Origin of the sequence: Shewanella sp. BC20 (assembly GCF_003129585.1) — a bacterium.
Lineage (GTDB): Bacteria > Pseudomonadota > Gammaproteobacteria > Enterobacterales > Shewanellaceae > Shewanella > Shewanella seohaensis.
In genome coordinates this window covers 23,212-38,726 of sequence record NZ_NHRI01000006.1, presented here as the reverse complement: position 1 = coordinate 38,726, position 15,515 = coordinate 23,212, and the positions used below count along the sequence as shown (strand labels likewise).

Below are 15,515 nucleotides of genomic sequence, written 5' to 3'. Positions count from 1 at the left end.
GCGCACGTCCCCTTATTTGGTAAGTTCAGCTAAAAATGCGCTTAGTGCATTTCGAGCGACCCGTTGTTGTTCGTTGTCATTGCGTAAATATTTAACGGTAACCACACCTTCGGCGAGTTCTTCTTCACCGATGAGTAAGGCTACTTGTGCGCCGCTTTTATCGGCACGCTTAATTTGCTTCTTGAAGTTACCGCCGCCGCAGTGGCTCATAACACGCAGTGTCGGTAAGGTTGAGCGTAACTCCTGCGCCACTTTAATGGCTTCAACCAAGCAGCTATCCCCCATCGCAGCGACATACACATCAACAGCCGCGGGGATATCTTGGGTCAGCTCTAAGGTTTCAAGCAGCAGAACGATACGCTCTAATCCCATCGCAAAACCGACGGCAGGCGTATCTTTACCGCCCAATTGAGCGACTAAACCATCGTAGCGACCGCCCGCAAGTACAGTGCCTTGAGAGCCTAAGCTATTGGTAACCCATTCAAAAACCGTGCGATTATAGTAATCCAAACCACGGACTAGGCGCGGGTTAACTCGGTATTGGATGCCAACTGCGTCGAGGAGTTCACGCAATTGTGCAAAATGTTGTGAAGATTCTTCACCTAAGTAATCCATCAGCGCAGGCGCATCAGCTAAAATGCTTTGCACTTGAGGATCTTTTGAGTCCAGTACGCGCAGTGGATTGCTGTACATACGGCGCTGGCTATCCTCGTCTAATTTGTCTTTGTGTTGCTCTAAGAAGGCAATCAAGGCTTCACGGTAAGCGGCGCGCTCAGCGGGGTCACCTAAGGTGTTCAGCTCAAGCGTCACATGCTCGCTAATGCCGAGTTTTTCCCATAGACGGGCCGATAACATCAACACTTCAGCGTCGATATCGGCGCTACCAATGCCGTAGACTTCCACACCAAACTGGTGGAATTGGCGATAACGACCTTTTTGCGGACGTTCGTGGCGGAACATTGGGCCCATGTACCACAGGCGTTGTTCTTGGTTATAGAGCAGACCATGCTCATTACCCGCACGCACGGTTGAGGCGGTGCCTTCAGGACGTAGGGTTAAACTGTCACCGTTACGGTCCTCGAAGGTATACATTTCTTTTTCAACAATATCAGTCACTTCACCGATAGAGCGTTTAAAAAGATCGGTATTTTCCACTATTGGAGTGCGGATCTCACTGTAACCATAAGCAGCCACGCTCGCACGTAGTACCGCTTCCACTTTTTGCCATAGAGGACTTTGAGTTGGCAGAATGTCGTTCATTCCGCGAATCGCTTGGATCTGTTTTGCCACTGTATCGACTCGTCCGATTTTCGCTAAATTAATAAAAAATGTCAGGCATTATAGGCTGTTCAACACTAAACGTAAAATGACCACGTCGGTTTCGGGGTCTAGCTCAAGGCTTGAGTGTTTTATAACGCTTAACCTATGGGTTGATTCGGCTGTGTCTGTTACTCAGTCGTGTCTTTCACTTGGATGCGGTTAGCCATTTGGCTCGCCTTAGCGCGAATTTTCGCTTCGAGGGAATCGACTAGGTTATCATTGTCGAAACGCTCTTTTTGACGCTCGCCTTCATCGTAGTAACCACTCTTACGATGTCCACCCGTTAAGCCGATGTGTGACACTAAGGCTTCGCCTGGGCCATTGACCACACAGCCGATGATAGACACATCCATCGCAGTCGTCACATCTTCGAGGCGGCGCTCTAATTCATTTACCGTGCTGATCACATCAAACTCTTGGCGCGAGCAAGAAGGACACGCAATAAAGTTAATGCCACGACTACGGATACGCAGTGACTTTAGGATATCAAAGCCAACTTTAATTTCTTCCACCGGATCGGCCGCTAACGAAATACGCAGCGTATCACCAATGCCCTCGGCAAGCAGCATGCCTAAGCCGACGGCTGATTTCACCGCACCGGCACGGGCGCCACCCGCTTCGGTAATACCTAAATGCAATGGCTGGCGAATTTGCTTAGCCAATAAACGATAGGATTCTACCGCTAAGAACACATCGGAGGCTTTTACGCTGACCTTAAATTGGTCGAAGTTCAAACGGTCAAGAATGTCCACATGGCGCATAGCCGATTCGAGTAAGGCTTCCGGCGTCGGCTCTTTGTATTTGTCCATCAGATCTTTTTCTAATGAACCGCCGTTCACCCCAATACGAATAGGGATGTTTTTATCGCGGGCGCACTCCACCACACTGCGGATACGCTCTTCGTTACCGATATTGCCAGGGTTGATACGCAAACAGTCCACACCATATTCGGCCACTTTCAGGGCGATACGGTAATCGAAGTGGATATCGGCAACTAACGGCACAGATACTGATTGCTTAATCACTTTAAAGGCTTCAGCGGCGTCCATGGTCGGCACTGAGACACGCACGATATCGGCACCCACTTTTTCTAGGGCACGGATTTGGGCAACAGTTGCCTCAACATCTGTGGTCTTAGTGTTAGTCATCGACTGTACGGCAATCGGCGCACCATCACCAATCGGCACATTGCCCACATAAATGCGGGTTGAAGGACGTCTCTTTATGGGTGTTTCGTTATACATACTCAATACGCTCTTTTCGGTACTCTGCGTCAGGCGCCAGACTTAAACCTGTGGGATAGTCAAACGCGCAACACGACCCTTAGGAAATTCAGCAAGGCTGATGGCTTTACCATCGACCGTAAACGTGGACACGACAGTGGGAGCACCTAAGATAACTTTAAACGGAGGCACACCACTGGCTTGAATATTCGCACCAGCACCACGGACGCCGTCAACAATCGCTTTGCCCTTGGCATCGACTATGTTGATCCAGCAATCGCCCGTGAGCTCAATAGTAATGCTCGACTGCCCAGCTACCACTGGCATGGCTTGCGCAGTCGAAGCTGTATTGGTTACTGCTGTATTAGTTGCTGGCACATTCGATGCAGTTTGGTTCTGCACTGGCGCGGTATTAGCCGCTACGTTTTGTGTCGCGCTTGGAACCGCAACGGCATTGCTCGCAACCAAATCCGACGCAGTGTTAGATTCGCTCGCATTCATAGCCGAATTGGCAGCAGGCGTCTGCTCCGCTTCCATCGCTGCCGAATCGTTCATATTAGGGTCGATAGTGCTCTCGTCGGTATCTTTTACCGGACCATCGGTCGCCATAGAGCCATTGACCGCAATCTCGCTTAAGCGCTGGCTCGCGTCGGTTTCCGTCAGCAGCACATCGCCCGGTAAAGTTTGATTCGCCGCGGCTAACTCTTCAGCGGTTGGTTTTGAAATATCGACATGAGTCACTAGTGTCGTTCTTTGCATCCACCATAGGACGAACAAGCCCAGTAACACGATGACAATAAAAAAGCTCAGCCACTTTAATTTAGTGTCACGAGCTTGATAGGTCGTCTTGCGGGAAAAGCTTTGCATGGCAGGCTGCGTCACTAACGGTACCTGCCGCGCGAGGCATGCCTCAATCAGGGCGTTGTCCACCCCCAGCATGCGCGCATAGTTTTTGACGTATCCGCGAACATAAGTCGAAGAAGAAATATTGGAAAAATCGTCGGCTTCGAGATTTTCAACAATCCCTGGGCGCAGATGTAATTTCACCGCGGTATCCGCAATGCTTAAGCCCATCTGCTCACGAGCCGTTCTGAGTACAGTGCCGAGCGTTACATCAGGCGTCGATTCAGCTTCACTCGCTGCAACTGGTTCTACTGACGCGTTTATTTCGTTATCTTTCATTGATGCAAATTAACTCTGTATTGCTTGGCTTGAGGCGATGCTGGGAATTTGGCGAGCAATAAAATGCCAAATCGCTTCATAGCAGCATCATCATTCAACGCCTGCTCAATTTTTATTCCGAGCGTTAAACTTTCTGGAGTCTGGGCTGCCACTTGGTGATAACGCGCTAATTGGTTTTGCGCATCGACATAATCACCTTTATCCATCCCAAGCTCAGCCAGCTCCAGTAAAGACACCGAGCGTCTCGGGTCATACTTTAACGCCATCTGAAAATACTGTCGTGCCTTTTCTGTTTGTCCCGCGTCTCGGCTGCAAATGCCTAAGTTCTCATAACTGGACGCGGTACGCGTATATTTGGGCATTTCTATCGCGGCCAAAAACATTTTTTCAGCTTTTTCGTATTGCTTTTGTTGGCACAAAAACACCCCAAAGTTATTCATGGAATCGCCAGAGGCGTCCTTAGTATTGATAGCGTCTTGATACGCCTGTTCGGTACGTACTAAATCGCCAACGGTTTGATAGTAATAGGCCATGGCCACATGCACATCTTCGAGCTCTGGTGCATATTCAACTGCTTTATCAAGATTGTATTTGGCTTGTTCCGAGTTACCTCGATTAAGGTAGGTTAAACCGAGCTGCATACGCTCCCGTGCGGCGGCGACTTTATCGAGTTTTCGCTCCGACACGGGAATATCAGTCCCTGAATAGGTACGCTCAGTTACGCATCCTGTCACTAATAATGACAGGGCAATTGCTAATGAAAACCCTGACAATCCATGCTTCATGGGCAAGCCTATAAATCTGTGCAAACAAAGAGTTAATTCATTGTGACCGAAATCTGATTTTCTTGCATGCGTTTTTTTGCTAAACGCTTGGTTCGATCGCGAATATCCCCCGCTAACTGGCCACAGGCCGCGTCAATATCATCACCACGGGTTTTGCGTACAATCACAGTTAAGCCATATTCCATCAATACCTTAGAAAAACGGTCGATGCGCGAGTTCGATGAACGACCATAGGGCGAACCTGGGTATGGATTGAATGGGATAAGGTTAACCTTGCAGGGCGTATCCTTCATTAATTGTGCTAATTCATGGGCTTGTTCAGTGCTGTCGTTGATGTGATCGAGCATCACATACTCCACAGTCACGCGGCCACGGTTAGCGTTAGATTTAGCGATGTAGCGGCGGATCCCCGCAAGGAACTCTTGCAATGGATACTTTTTATTCACCGGAACCAGAATATCGCGCAATTCATCGTTTGGCGCGTGGATACTCACGGCGAGCGCCACATCGAGGGCATCACCGAGTTTATCTAATGCTGGCACAACGCCCGACGTTGACAGGGTCACACGGCGTTTTGACAGGCTAAAGCCGAAATCGTCCAGCATGATATCCATCGCAGGGATCACGTTGGCAAGGTTCAGCAGCGGTTCACCCATGCCCATCATCACCACGTTGGTGATTGGGCGCTCGCCGGTTTCTTTAGCGAAGCCTAAGAAATGGGAAACACGCCAAATTTGGCCGACGATTTCAGAGACAGTTAAGTTGCGGTTAAAGCCTTGCTGCGCAGTCGAGCAGAAAGTACATTCGAGGGCGCAGCCCACTTGAGATGACACACACAGAGTGGCGCGGTCATCTTCAGGAATATACACGGTTTCGACTTCTTGGCCTTCGCCGACATGGATGGCGAACTTAATGGTGCCATCGGTGGATTTTTGATAGCTTGAAATTTCAGGCGCAACAATCTCACAGCGCGCCGCCAGCTTTTGGCGTAACACTTTGTTGATGTTAGTCATTTCTTCGAAGTCACTGACACCGAAATGATAGATCCATTTCATCAGCTGATCGGCACGGAAAGGCTTCTCACCCAGATCCGCAAATAATGCGCGCATCGCCTTACGATCAAGGTCTAATAAATTGATCTTTTTTTCACTCATAGGACTAACCTCAACACCAAAACCTGCAACAGGGCGGCGAATTATACAGACGCAGAAAAATTTTAGCCAGCAACTCCACACTCCTATGCTAGAATCGGCGTGGGTCAATGTTGGCCTAAATTATGGAGTTGTAATACCACCTATATGTTAACCCTCATCATTATAGTGCTTGTCGCTGTCGGAGTTTCTTTTCTGTGCAGTGTATTCGAAGCAGTGTTGCTTTCGGTTACCCCTAGTTATATCGCCTCGCTCGAACAAACTGACAGTGCCGCAGCCGCCCGGTTGCGTAAACTAAAAGAAAACATCGAAGCGCCTCTCGTGTCTATTTTGACCCTAAACACCATTGCCCACACTGTGGGTGCCGCCGTTGCCGGTGCGCAAGCGGCCAAGGTTTTTGGTGATGACATGCTCGGCGTGTTCTCCGGAGTGTTAACTTTTATCATCCTATTCTTCTCAGAGATTATTCCGAAATCTGTGGGAGCCAATCACTGGCGCCGTTTAGCCCCGAGTGTGTCGATTGCCATCACTTGGATGAAGCGTGTCACTAAGCCGCTGATTTGGATGTCGCAACAGGTGACTCGCCTGCTAGGTAAAGGGGAAGAAGGTCAGTACATTCGCCAAGAAATGAGCGCCATGGCCAAGATTGGTCACGAATCCGGTGAGTTAGACGAGCAAGAGTCTAAAATTTTGACCCAAATGCTCAAGGTGCGTGACGTGCCTGTGACGGCGATTATGACGCCGCGTACCGTGATGTTCTCGTTACCCGTTTCGCTGACGCAAAATGAGTTTGTACAAGAATATCGCGACAAACCTTTTACCCGTATTCCAGTATACGATCAGGACCACGACGACATTATCGGTTACATCACCCGTACCGATGTCTTACTGGCTGAACGTTACAGCCCGAACGCACCGATTGGTGAACTCAAGCGCAGCCTATTTGTGGTGCCCGAAACGGCTAAAATCCTGCCGTTATTCGAGCGGATGATTAAACGCAATACACAAATTGCGATGGTGGTTGACGAATACGGCAGTAGCCAAGGTATTGTGACCCAAGAAGACATTATCGAATCGCTACTTGGCTTAGAGATTGTCGATGTGAATGATCCTGCGACCGACATGCAGCAATTGGCCCGTAAACTCTGGACCAAGCGCATGAAGCAAAAAGGCATTCGTCTCTCCGATGATGGCGACTTCGAAGCCGCCGCCGAAGATGACGAGGCACGCTCGGGTTAATGACATTATTTAGTCATTGTTAAAGTAAAGGGAGCTTGGCTCCCTTTCTTGTTTTTGGGGAGAAGGTTATAATCTCCCGCCGTAAAAGAGGTAGGTTATGACACAGGGATACACACTCTCACTCGCGCACATCAACGATACCCATTCGAATTTTGAGCCCAGCCGCGTACAATTTTCCCTCAATCTAGGGCTTAAAGCCTTAGATATCACCAGTCACAGCGGTGGCTATGCACGTCTGGGGTATCAGATTAGTCAGGCACGTGACCGCGCCGCACAAAGCCAAATGCCATTTTTATTTTTGCATGGTGGCGACAGTTTCCAAGGCACGCTGTATTTCAGCCATTTTAAGGGTAAGGCCAACGCCCATCTGCTGAATTTACTCGCACCCGATGCCATGGTGATTGGTAATCACGATATTGATGAAGGCAATGCGCGGCTCGCCGAATTTGCTAAGCAAATCGATTTCCCGCTGCTAGCGGGCAATATGGACTTGAGCCAAGAGGATATTCGCAAGCCGGCTAACCTACGTACTGTGGCGAATATTCTGGCCTATGATGAAAATACTCAGCTTGCCAGCTACCTCGAAAAGCCTTTCTACGACAAAAAGCTCGCCGTCATCGGCATTACTCTGGATCAGATGAAAGACATCGCCAGACCCGATCCCGATACCCACTTTGTCGATGCGATTGCGACCACGGCGCGCACCGTCGAGCATCTGCATGCCAAAGGCATCAAGCACATTATTGTGCTGAGTCACTTAGGCTTAGATCAGGATAAAAGGCTTGCCGAACAAGTCGATGGCATCAGTCTTATCGTCGGCGGCCATACCCATACCTTGCAGGGCGATTTTAGCGCCTTGGGGTTAAGCAATATTCCCTATGGTGAAATGGTCAATGGCACTCCTATCGTGCATGCGGGGAAATATGCCGAAACCTTAGGCTTGGCCGAGATTGAATTTGATGCAGCGGGCCGCGCGATAAACCTAAAGGGTGGCAACTACTTTATGCTCGATAAACAGTTTATGTTGAGTTCGAGTGAGCAAGTGGATGACACCGACTATCAAGCGGTGCAGCAACGCTTTAATGAGCATCCCTATGTATTGTGGGATGATGCCGATGAAGATATTCATGGCGTGATCCACGATATCTATCGCCCCGCGATTGCCGAGATGGAAAACAAAGTCTTAGCCCTTGTACCTAAGAATCTAGTGCATACCAGACTGCCATCTAAGGCATTACCCCATGGCAGCGAAATCGCCCCTTGGGTGAGCCGCAGTATGTTCCAAGAGGCCAAGCTTGAAGATCCCCGCATCCACTTTGCCCTGCATAACGCGGGTGGAGTAAGGCAATCGGTCGCCCAAGGCAGGCTCACCCTCGCCGATGTGTTGGGGCAATTGCTGCCCTTCGAATTGCCATTAGTCAAATACGAAATCCAAGGCCAGTATTTATACCAAGCGCTGGAGTCGGCAATTAACGCCGCGACAAACAACAGTGTGCGCGGCACGGGTGCGGGCAGCTTCCCCTATACCTATGGATTACGTTATTACTACGATGGTAGACGCCCATTAGGGGAACGTTTGTTCAAGCTTGAAATGATGCAGCAGGACGGCTTATCACTCTGGTATCCAGTGCAGCCCGATGCGCTCTATGTGGGTGTTTCTACCTCCTATACCGCCGCGGGGAAAGAAGGTTATCACCCACTGTTACAGGCGCGCTGGCAGGAGTCGATTGAGACACTCACCCTACCACAGGCTTTTATTCGCTTCCTCAATCGGGCGCCCAACCCCAATTTAGCGGATTTGCTCTCCCCCCATGTGCATTACACCAGCCATGTAAAGCGCTCAGTGTAAGCGCCCTGTGTCAGGGATTTGCGTCAAAGCTCTATCCTCTTAATTAATCACAGTACTTAGCCGAAAGGTTAAGTACTGTGATTCACTCAATCCAGTACCAAAACGCACGCTTAACATCTACTAAAACAACCAGTCGCAATGGGGTAAACGTTCGGCAAACCACGCCTGCGCTTTGCCTTGATTCCCCTTGCGCCACGCGAGAAACACTGGCTGCGCCGGTCTTGGGATCTCAACCTTGCACGCGACTAATGCGCCAGAAGCGAGTTCTTCGCGGATCAAATGTTTGGGAAGATAACCCACCCCCAGTCCGAGTTGCTGCGCTTTAATCTTGGTCTGCATGTTCGGCACGCGAATAACTTGGCGACTATCAAACAACCCACTGGAGCGCTGCGCAAGCGCCGTTGAGCTGTCGGCCACCACCACGGAGGGAAATTGCAACAGGGCTTCGGTCGGGATGGGATGGTCAAACTGTGCCAAGGGATGGTGAGGCGCAAGGGCAAACACGAATTCAAGCATGCCGATTTCGACTAAGTGATATTGCCCCTTAGGTAACTCCCCCGTGACCCCAATGGCAATATCGGCGCGGCCCGAATACAGCGCATCCCAACCGCCACCCAATGACTCCTCGGTGATATTGATGGTCACCTGTTTACCTAACTCGGTAAATTCAGCAATCAGTTTAAGCAGTGGTAAATCGGGCACCACAGTATCTATGGCTAAGGTTAATGCCGACTCCCAGCCCGTTTCGAGTTGCCTAACCGCCTCCTCAAGCCTGGCTGTGGCGGCTAAAATCTCCCGCCCTTGGCGTAATACTAGCTGGCCAACTAAGGTCAATTCGGCACGCTGGCCCTTACGTTCAAATAATTTTACCCCTAAGTCGCTCTCTAATTTCTGCACTGTGTAGGTCAGCGCCGATGGCACCCGGAATAAGGATTCGGCTGCTGCCGAAAAACTACCTTTCTTATCAATAGTATCGAGTACTATCAAGCCATCTAGGCTCATCACAGGTAACATAGCCACCTCTTATTCAAATTTTTTGAAATAGACTTTGAAAATGTTCCGATTTTCTTTCCATCAGGTCAAGACTAGACTTTAAACCAATGGAGAGATTAACGCTAAGCCTCCACCGACTAACCCATTAACGACATAGTTAAAAAATTTGAATTAAGGAACATCCCATGAAAACACTTATCACAAAATTACTAACCTCTGCCCCAAGTTTCGCCCCATTGGCCCTGCGTATTCCTATCGGGATCATCCTCATGGCCCACGGCTCGCAAAAGCTCTTCGGCTGGTTTGGTGGCTACGGGCTAGAAGGCACAGGACAATGGATGGCCTCCATCGGCTTAACCCCTGGCTACTTAATGGCGCTGATGGCGGGCTCGAGCGAATTCTTTGGTGGCTTGCTGATCATTATCGGTTTACTGACTCGCCCAACAGCACTGGTATTGTCCTTTACTATGGTGGTCGCGATTTTCTCGGTCCACATTGGTAACGGTCTGTTCCTCAGCAATAACGGTTATGAATTTGGTTTAGCCCTGTTAGCCGCCACTGTGTCTCTGGCCGTGTCAGGTGCGGGTAAACTCAGTGCCGACAACCTGTTAGCTGCACGCTTAAAATAAGGAGGAAATGATGATCCGTATACGTAAAGCGCAGGACCGTGGGCAGGCAAATTTAGGCTGGTTAAAGAGCCAACATACCTTCTCGTTTGCAAGCTACTACGATCCGCAGCATATGGGCGTGTCTTCCCTACGAGTCATTAATGATGACAGAGTTGCGCCGGGCGCAGGGTTTGAAACCCATGGCCATAAAGATATGGAAATCATCAGTTATGTGATTTCAGGCACCATTGCCCATAAGGACAGCTTCGGTAATGTTAAGACCCTACCAGCGGGTGAGTTTCAGTTAATGTCTGCGGGTAAAGGGATTTATCACAGCGAGTTTAATGCATCAAACACTGAGTCTCTGCACTTTTTGCAGATCTGGATCCAACCAGACACCCTAGGCATTGATGCGTGTTATCAGCAAAAGGCCTTCGAGCAAACCTCGGCGCTGACCGCCGTGGTCACCCCAACGGGTGAAAATGGCACCTTGAAAGTACAGCAGGATGCGACCCTGTATCGCCTTATGCTGGCACCGCAAGAGCAAGTGAATATGCCGCAGCTTAAGCCACAGCGTCAGCTCTATGTGCAACTGGTGGAAGGCACGCTTAAGGTCAATGACCAAGTGCTCACCCCTGGGGATGGCGCACATATCACCGCCGAAGAAGTGGTTAGATTTAGCACCACTGACAGCCCAGTCACCGCACTGGTGTTTGACTTAGCCTGATGAATATTGTGATCAATAAAAAACCGCCAAGGAAACGAGGCGGTTTTTTATTACTCATCCTATGGCCAGAAAAGAGCTGCCTCTTCGAGCGCGAACCTATGATAAGGACATAATCAAACTAAAGTTTACTAACACCTGCGCCCTGTCGTTTTGTTGATCTTCGGCGGTCAGATAGCGACGTAGTTCATTACGGCGAATGCAATTAAAGCCCTGTTTCTCAAAGAAAGGGCGCGCCTGATAGGAAGCTTCAACAGTAAGCCGTTTAAGATTAAGGCTTTTGGCCTCTTCGAGTAGAGCCAAGTATAAATGTGTCGCTACACCTGCACGACCATATTCAGGATGAACAAACAGACAATCAACTTCGCCGACTAAGCAATCAAGCTCTTTATCGGGGCACAACCTTAAACTGATAAAGCCGACTAGCTTATCGTCTTCAAGTGCAACCCAAGTGGTGGTGTCTTCTAACTTAGCCAGCCAGTAAGCATCACTTCGCGCCTCACCTTGGTTTTGCGCCCAAGCTAAACGTTCGGTAAGCGAGTAATATTCCTGCGCGCCCTCCATCACACTGGCGTTAAATACCGCCGCCACCTGTGCCACGTCCACAGGAGAAAATAAGCGTATCTGCATTGGAGTCCACTCCTATGGGTTAATCATGACCAATGGGCACATAAGCAGTGTATTCCCATTCAGTTACAGTTTTTTAGTCATATAAAAACTCGGCAATACCTGGCCCAGTTTTTGTTGATAGCTGCGCTGCTGTTGGACAAATCCGAGTTTAATAAACAGCCCGCGGGAAAGATAAGACGCATCGGCACTCAATTGACTATACCCCTGCTCCCTCGCCCACAGTTCTAGCTGTCGATAAGCTCGCTCCCCCAGCCCCTGCCGTTGCCAATCGGGATGAATATAGAGGCTATCTATATATCCTCTATGGTGAAAATCCGTTTCGACATTGATAAAACCTGCACAAATCTTAGATAAGCCCACGGCATCTGTCACCAAAATAATCCATGCTTGGGAACGACTTAAGCGTAAATGCCAATGTTGACTCGAACGGGGTGCCTGCGACCAAGCCTTAAGTTGCGCGGCGTTATAACGCTCATGTTGTATTTGATGCACGCACTGATGAAAGAGTTCACTCACCGCACGCGCATAACGGCGTTGATAGGGGACGACTTCGACTGGCTTTTCGATTGAATTGGCAGCGGACACGAGTAATCAACCAAGAGTGTAAATAATCGCTATATTCTGCCGCGATTTAGATTCGAGCGATAGCATCAACGCGATAAGAAAAGCTTTGCCGCTGTAAACAAAACCGCCTCGAACAAGGCGAGGCGGTTTAGGAACTCATCGCAACATGAATGTTGCTAAGACACCGATTATTTCTTCTCGATTTGACCAACAAACAACAGCTTGTCGAAGGTGCGGTTTAAGGTTTTGCTGGTGAATTGATTCATCCACATTTGCTCAACCACGGCCACTTTGTCGCCTTTCTTGACTTCAGCTTCTGGGCCAGCGGCCCAAAACGTGTTGTCAGCTTCTTTAATTTGAACATAGGTGTAGCCGCCACCATTCATGGTATCAACCACAGTACCTTCATGAACGACGCCCTGTGCCCAAACACTTGACATACCTAACGCTAAAGTTGCTACAGCCGCTAATTTTACCAATTTTGCCATCATGCCTTTTGTTCCTTGTGTTTTACTAATATGCGGCATTAAAACATGCCATAGGTAATAAATCGCCAATCTCTATCACGAAATACAACACTTATCGCAAAAGTAGGATTTTTATCGCTCAGTAGGGAACTCATTTCAATAGCGGTTTTAACATGCCCTCAAGGCCGTTGAGTTTGACCTCATAAATCAGCGCTAACTGCTCACCTAACTTTCCCTTTGGAAAACCCTGTTGATGAAACCACACTAGATAGGGTTCGGGCAATTCGAGTAAGCGGCGACCGGCATATTTACCAAAAGGCATCACCTGATTTACGGCATCGATAAGCTGTTGTTGATCCATTGCATTACCACTTCAAACAAAAAACACACTCATAGGTGGATGCTACGCTATTGACGGAAAAATGCCTAAAGTTAACGAGTGATTTAATCATGAAGTCATACTGCAAGCTAAGTGACTTGTGATGCAAAACAATATGACTATTATCCTGCAAGTACCCGGCAAGCGCACTCAGGATAAGTCATCCACTTACCCTGAGTCAGGAAATAGAGATTAAGAATAGATTTTACGCATGTTCGGCCCAAGGTTGGCGCAGGGAGAATAGACAAAACCATAATCGCCGCAGAGTCGCTCCTCTTCGCCATGCACATTGATGCTGACACAGGTGCCGGGGGCGGCATGTTCATCAATATAAGTCATCACCCGCTCTAACATGATGCTGGCCAAGCCTAAATGACGATATTCAGGTAAAACAATAAAGTCCTCAATCGCCAAATGGTTAGCCTTATCGCCATACACGCAACTGGTCGCGATGATTGACGGCGAGTTTTTCTCTTGTTCCCCCGTCACCCGAATCGACACCCAATATAAAGGCTGTAACGGATGACCCTCCCCCATTTCCACACCGATAGAGGGATGCCCCGCAGCATCGCGTAGATTCAGCAGCTCATGAAATAAAGGTGCAGATTCGACCAACTCAAATTCAATAGGCATAAGCATTTTAATATCCATTTTGGCATCCCTTCACGAATGGTAGAAAAATCAAGGTGATTAGACGGCATAATAGGAAAATCCTAACTGAATTAGGTGGCAATTTGATGACATACAGAACAGAGACAAGACAACTTTCGACTGAAAATCATAAAGCAAACAACAAGGTTTCAATAATATTTAAGAATAAATATCTAAAATTATATTCACAAAAGAAATATAAGAATTAAGACTGAGGCAATCGTTGCACTCGACTCAAGTCGTCACGCTGACTTAAATACGCCCAAAAGAATAACAAAAACATTTTAAATCATACAATTAACCACAGATTAACCTTATTTACCTTTGCTCGATATAAGAGTCAAATAAACGGCACACGCCACTGTAACGTCAAATAATAATCGCTCGACATTTTATAAAAAAACGTCAAAAATCAGCTAATTGACCTCAATTAACATAGGGTTTACATTCATTTATGACAACAAGGTGCGGTAAAAGCTCGACACTTATAACAGCCGCCCAAGTGATACCCTAAGCATTGAGGAATTCGTCATGATAGTGTTAGTCGGCGGCGAAAAAGGCGGCAGCGGTAAGAGTTGCCTCGCACAAAATATCGCAGTATTTCTCACCACTGAATGTGGTGCCTCTGTCATCATGGTGGATTGCGATCCACAACGCACCACATCCGATTGGATCCAAGCCAGAAACAACAATCCAAAACTTGCTAGCATCAACTGTGTGCAACTTTATGGCAAAATCCGTAATGACTTGCTGAGTTTAGAGCAACACTACGACTTCATTCTCGTAGATTGTGGTGGACAGGATAACCTCGCATTAAGGGCGACCATGTCGGTGGCTTCGCATATCTTGATGCCGCTGCGACCAAAACGCCGCGACTTAAAAACCGTGAGCCATATGGATGATATCGTCGCCACCTGTAAGATGATTAACCCCAAATTACATGCCTCTTTCGTTATCACTCAATGCCCTAACCTGCCGAATCAAGCGAACCGTATTTTAGAGGCAAAAGAAGTCTGTAAAACATACGATATCAATGTGTTAGATGCGGTCACCTACAGCCGTAACATCTATGATGATAGCGAAGAATCGGGATTATCCGTGATGGAGATTGAGCCTAGCGGTAAGGCTGCCAACGAAATCCGCGCCATTGCCTGCGAAATGTTTCAGGTTGACTGCGCCGCCTCGTTAACGGCGTTACTCAGGCCAAACACCTCTATGGCCGCACCACGCAGTGCTATCAATCAACCTCAGCCAAATCACCTGAGAGGACAATATGGGACTCAGCGACCTCAAGAAAAACGCTATGCCATCTAGGGGTGGCGCGCAGCCCCTCTCCCTCGATGAGTTTATTGATGCCGCAACCCTTTATGCTATGGGAGAGACTCGCCTTCCGAGCACGGGCTCTGCCGTTGCGGTCGATTTAGTCAAAGAAGCCCAAGTCGAAGTCACGCTGGATTCTTCCAATGTAGTGACGTTACATCGACCACAAACGGCAACCAGACAGCTCGATGCGAGTATTGAAGAGGAGCGCCCACATTACCGAAAAGCGACGTTCTCCCTCAGTGAAGAGGCGATCAGCCATTTAGCCAAGCTCTCTGAAGAAAGTGACATATCCAAATCGAAATTGATCCGTTTTTTAATTGAACAACATTATGCCTTGCCCACCGCCTTGCGGCAGATGCGCGAGCAGCAAATAAAAAAATCTTAGTATCGCGCCATCTCCCAACCTTTTTCGGTGATCCAAGTTAAT

The 15,515-nt window shown here is 48.5% G+C and carries 17 protein-coding genes; 6 read left to right on the top strand and 11 right to left on the bottom strand.

Translation table 11 applies throughout. From position 1 onward, the window contains the following. Positions 1–12 precede the first annotated feature (12 nt). From hisS to CBX96_RS08160, 5 genes are all read right to left on the bottom strand, one after another. On the bottom strand, positions 13–1,290 hold the full coding sequence (hisS, locus tag CBX96_RS08180; protein ID WP_011716313.1) for a histidine--tRNA ligase: 1,278 nt from the start codon (positions 1,288–1,290) through the stop codon (positions 13–15). Positions 1,291–1,448: 158 nt separating this feature from the next. Continuing rightward, a complete protein-coding gene (gene ispG / locus CBX96_RS08175; RefSeq protein WP_011622016.1) occupies positions 1,449–2,564 on the bottom strand; it encodes a flavodoxin-dependent (E)-4-hydroxy-3-methylbut-2-enyl-diphosphate synthase in 1,116 nt (371 codons plus the stop codon). Between the two features lie 42 nt (positions 2,565–2,606). Then, complete coding sequence (locus CBX96_RS08170) at positions 2,607–3,725, bottom strand: RodZ domain-containing protein (RefSeq protein WP_109286341.1); 1,119 nt, start codon at positions 3,723–3,725, stop codon at positions 2,607–2,609. Continuing rightward, positions 3,722–4,510, bottom strand: coding sequence for a type IV pilus biogenesis/stability protein PilW (pilW, locus tag CBX96_RS08165; RefSeq protein WP_109286340.1), 789 nt, complete (start codon positions 4,508–4,510; stop codon positions 3,722–3,724). Before pilW ends, CBX96_RS08170 begins: the two co-directional genes overlap by 4 nt. A 32-nt stretch (positions 4,511–4,542) precedes the next feature. Further along, positions 4,543–5,664 (bottom strand): bifunctional tRNA (adenosine(37)-C2)-methyltransferase TrmG/ribosomal RNA large subunit methyltransferase RlmN, encoded by a 1,122-nt coding sequence (locus tag CBX96_RS08160; protein ID WP_011716310.1) that lies wholly within the window; start codon positions 5,662–5,664, stop codon positions 4,543–4,545. Between the two features lie 144 nt (positions 5,665–5,808). Here CBX96_RS08160 and CBX96_RS08155 point away from each other — a divergent pair, with 144 nt between their 5' ends. Both CBX96_RS08155 and CBX96_RS08150 read left to right on the top strand, forming a co-directional pair. Beyond that, positions 5,809–6,900 carry a CNNM domain-containing protein gene (locus tag CBX96_RS08155; RefSeq protein ID WP_011622012.1) on the top strand — a complete coding sequence of 364 codons (1,092 nt, stop codon included), beginning with the start codon at positions 5,809–5,811 and terminating at the stop codon, positions 6,898–6,900. A gap of 97 nt (positions 6,901–6,997) precedes the next feature. Continuing rightward, on the top strand, positions 6,998–8,749 hold the full coding sequence (locus CBX96_RS08150; protein WP_109286339.1) for a bifunctional UDP-sugar hydrolase/5'-nucleotidase: 1,752 nt from the start codon (positions 6,998–7,000) through the stop codon (positions 8,747–8,749). A 120-nt stretch (positions 8,750–8,869) separates the two neighbouring features. On the opposite strand, the gene CBX96_RS08145 is transcribed toward CBX96_RS08150, so the two are convergent. Continuing rightward, positions 8,870–9,763 (bottom strand): LysR substrate-binding domain-containing protein, encoded by an 894-nt coding sequence (locus CBX96_RS08145; RefSeq protein WP_109286338.1) that lies wholly within the window; start codon positions 9,761–9,763, stop codon positions 8,870–8,872. 164 nt (positions 9,764–9,927) lie between these two features. Here CBX96_RS08145 and CBX96_RS08140 point away from each other — a divergent pair, with 164 nt between their 5' ends. Together CBX96_RS08140 and CBX96_RS08135 are read left to right on the top strand one after the other, a co-directional pair. After that, positions 9,928–10,371, top strand: a complete 444-nt coding sequence (locus tag CBX96_RS08140) for a DoxX family protein (protein WP_109286337.1) — start codon at positions 9,928–9,930, stop codon at positions 10,369–10,371. A gap of 10 nt (positions 10,372–10,381) precedes the next feature. Further along, a complete protein-coding gene (locus CBX96_RS08135; protein WP_109286336.1) occupies positions 10,382–11,077 on the top strand; it encodes a pirin family protein in 696 nt (231 codons plus the stop codon). A 96-nt stretch (positions 11,078–11,173) separates the two neighbouring features. Here CBX96_RS08135 and CBX96_RS08130 read toward each other — a convergent pair whose 3' ends face one another. From CBX96_RS08130 to CBX96_RS08110, 5 genes are all read right to left on the bottom strand, one after another. Further along, complete coding sequence (locus CBX96_RS08130; RefSeq protein ID WP_109286335.1) at positions 11,174–11,704, bottom strand: GNAT family N-acetyltransferase; 531 nt, start codon at positions 11,702–11,704, stop codon at positions 11,174–11,176. A gap of 63 nt (positions 11,705–11,767) precedes the next feature. Next, a complete protein-coding gene (locus CBX96_RS08125) occupies positions 11,768–12,289 on the bottom strand; it encodes a GNAT family N-acetyltransferase (RefSeq protein WP_109286334.1) in 522 nt (173 codons plus the stop codon). Between the two features lie 167 nt (positions 12,290–12,456). Then, positions 12,457–12,759 carry an NrfJ gene (locus CBX96_RS08120; protein ID WP_109286333.1) on the bottom strand — a complete coding sequence of 101 codons (303 nt, stop codon included), beginning with the start codon at positions 12,757–12,759 and terminating at the stop codon, positions 12,457–12,459. 127 nt (positions 12,760–12,886) lie between these two features. Next, positions 12,887–13,096: a DUF3820 family protein gene (locus CBX96_RS08115; protein WP_011622004.1), complete on the bottom strand. Its 210-nt coding sequence runs from the start codon at positions 13,094–13,096 to the stop codon at positions 12,887–12,889. Positions 13,097–13,306: 210 nt separating this feature from the next. After that, positions 13,307–13,765 (bottom strand): GNAT family N-acetyltransferase, encoded by a 459-nt coding sequence (locus tag CBX96_RS08110; RefSeq protein WP_011716301.1) that lies wholly within the window; start codon positions 13,763–13,765, stop codon positions 13,307–13,309. 531 nt (positions 13,766–14,296) lie between these two features. Here CBX96_RS08110 and CBX96_RS08105 point away from each other — a divergent pair. Continuing rightward, positions 14,297–15,079 carry an AAA family ATPase gene (locus tag CBX96_RS08105; RefSeq protein ID WP_109286332.1) on the top strand — a complete coding sequence of 261 codons (783 nt, stop codon included), beginning with the start codon at positions 14,297–14,299 and terminating at the stop codon, positions 15,077–15,079. Next, complete coding sequence (locus CBX96_RS08100; RefSeq protein WP_181382169.1) at positions 15,039–15,473, top strand: CopG family transcriptional regulator; 435 nt, start codon at positions 15,039–15,041, stop codon at positions 15,471–15,473. The genes CBX96_RS08105 and CBX96_RS08100 overlap by 41 nt, the downstream gene beginning before the upstream one ends. Positions 15,474–15,515: the final 42 nt, after the last annotated feature.

Coding starts and splice junctions, on each gene's coding strand:
- CBX96_RS08110 (WP_011716301.1), bottom strand. CDS start 13,765: ATGGATATTAAAATGCTTATGCCTATTGAATTTGAGTTGGTCGAATCT.
- CBX96_RS08115 (WP_011622004.1), bottom strand. CDS start 13,096: ATGGATCAACAACAGCTTATCGATGCCGTAAATCAGGTGATGCCTTTT.
- CBX96_RS08130 (WP_109286335.1), bottom strand. CDS start 11,704: ATGCAGATACGCTTATTTTCTCCTGTGGACGTGGCACAGGTGGCGGCG.
- CBX96_RS08170 (WP_109286341.1), bottom strand. CDS start 3,725: ATGAAAGATAACGAAATAAACGCGTCAGTAGAACCAGTTGCAGCGAGT.
- CBX96_RS08150 (WP_109286339.1), top strand. CDS start 6,998: ATGACACAGGGATACACACTCTCACTCGCGCACATCAACGATACCCAT.
- CBX96_RS08145 (WP_109286338.1), bottom strand. CDS start 9,763: ATGTTACCTGTGATGAGCCTAGATGGCTTGATAGTACTCGATACTATT.
- CBX96_RS08100 (WP_181382169.1), top strand. CDS start 15,039: ATGGGACTCAGCGACCTCAAGAAAAACGCTATGCCATCTAGGGGTGGC.
- CBX96_RS08140 (WP_109286337.1), top strand. CDS start 9,928: ATGAAAACACTTATCACAAAATTACTAACCTCTGCCCCAAGTTTCGCC.
- CBX96_RS08160 (WP_011716310.1), bottom strand. CDS start 5,664: ATGAGTGAAAAAAAGATCAATTTATTAGACCTTGATCGTAAGGCGATG.
- ispG (WP_011622016.1), bottom strand. CDS start 2,564: ATGTATAACGAAACACCCATAAAGAGACGTCCTTCAACCCGCATTTAT.
- CBX96_RS08120 (WP_109286333.1), bottom strand. CDS start 12,759: ATGATGGCAAAATTGGTAAAATTAGCGGCTGTAGCAACTTTAGCGTTA.
- CBX96_RS08135 (WP_109286336.1), top strand. CDS start 10,382: ATGATCCGTATACGTAAAGCGCAGGACCGTGGGCAGGCAAATTTAGGC.
- CBX96_RS08155 (WP_011622012.1), top strand. CDS start 5,809: ATGTTAACCCTCATCATTATAGTGCTTGTCGCTGTCGGAGTTTCTTTT.
- pilW (WP_109286340.1), bottom strand. CDS start 4,510: ATGAAGCATGGATTGTCAGGGTTTTCATTAGCAATTGCCCTGTCATTA.
- CBX96_RS08105 (WP_109286332.1), top strand. CDS start 14,297: ATGATAGTGTTAGTCGGCGGCGAAAAAGGCGGCAGCGGTAAGAGTTGC.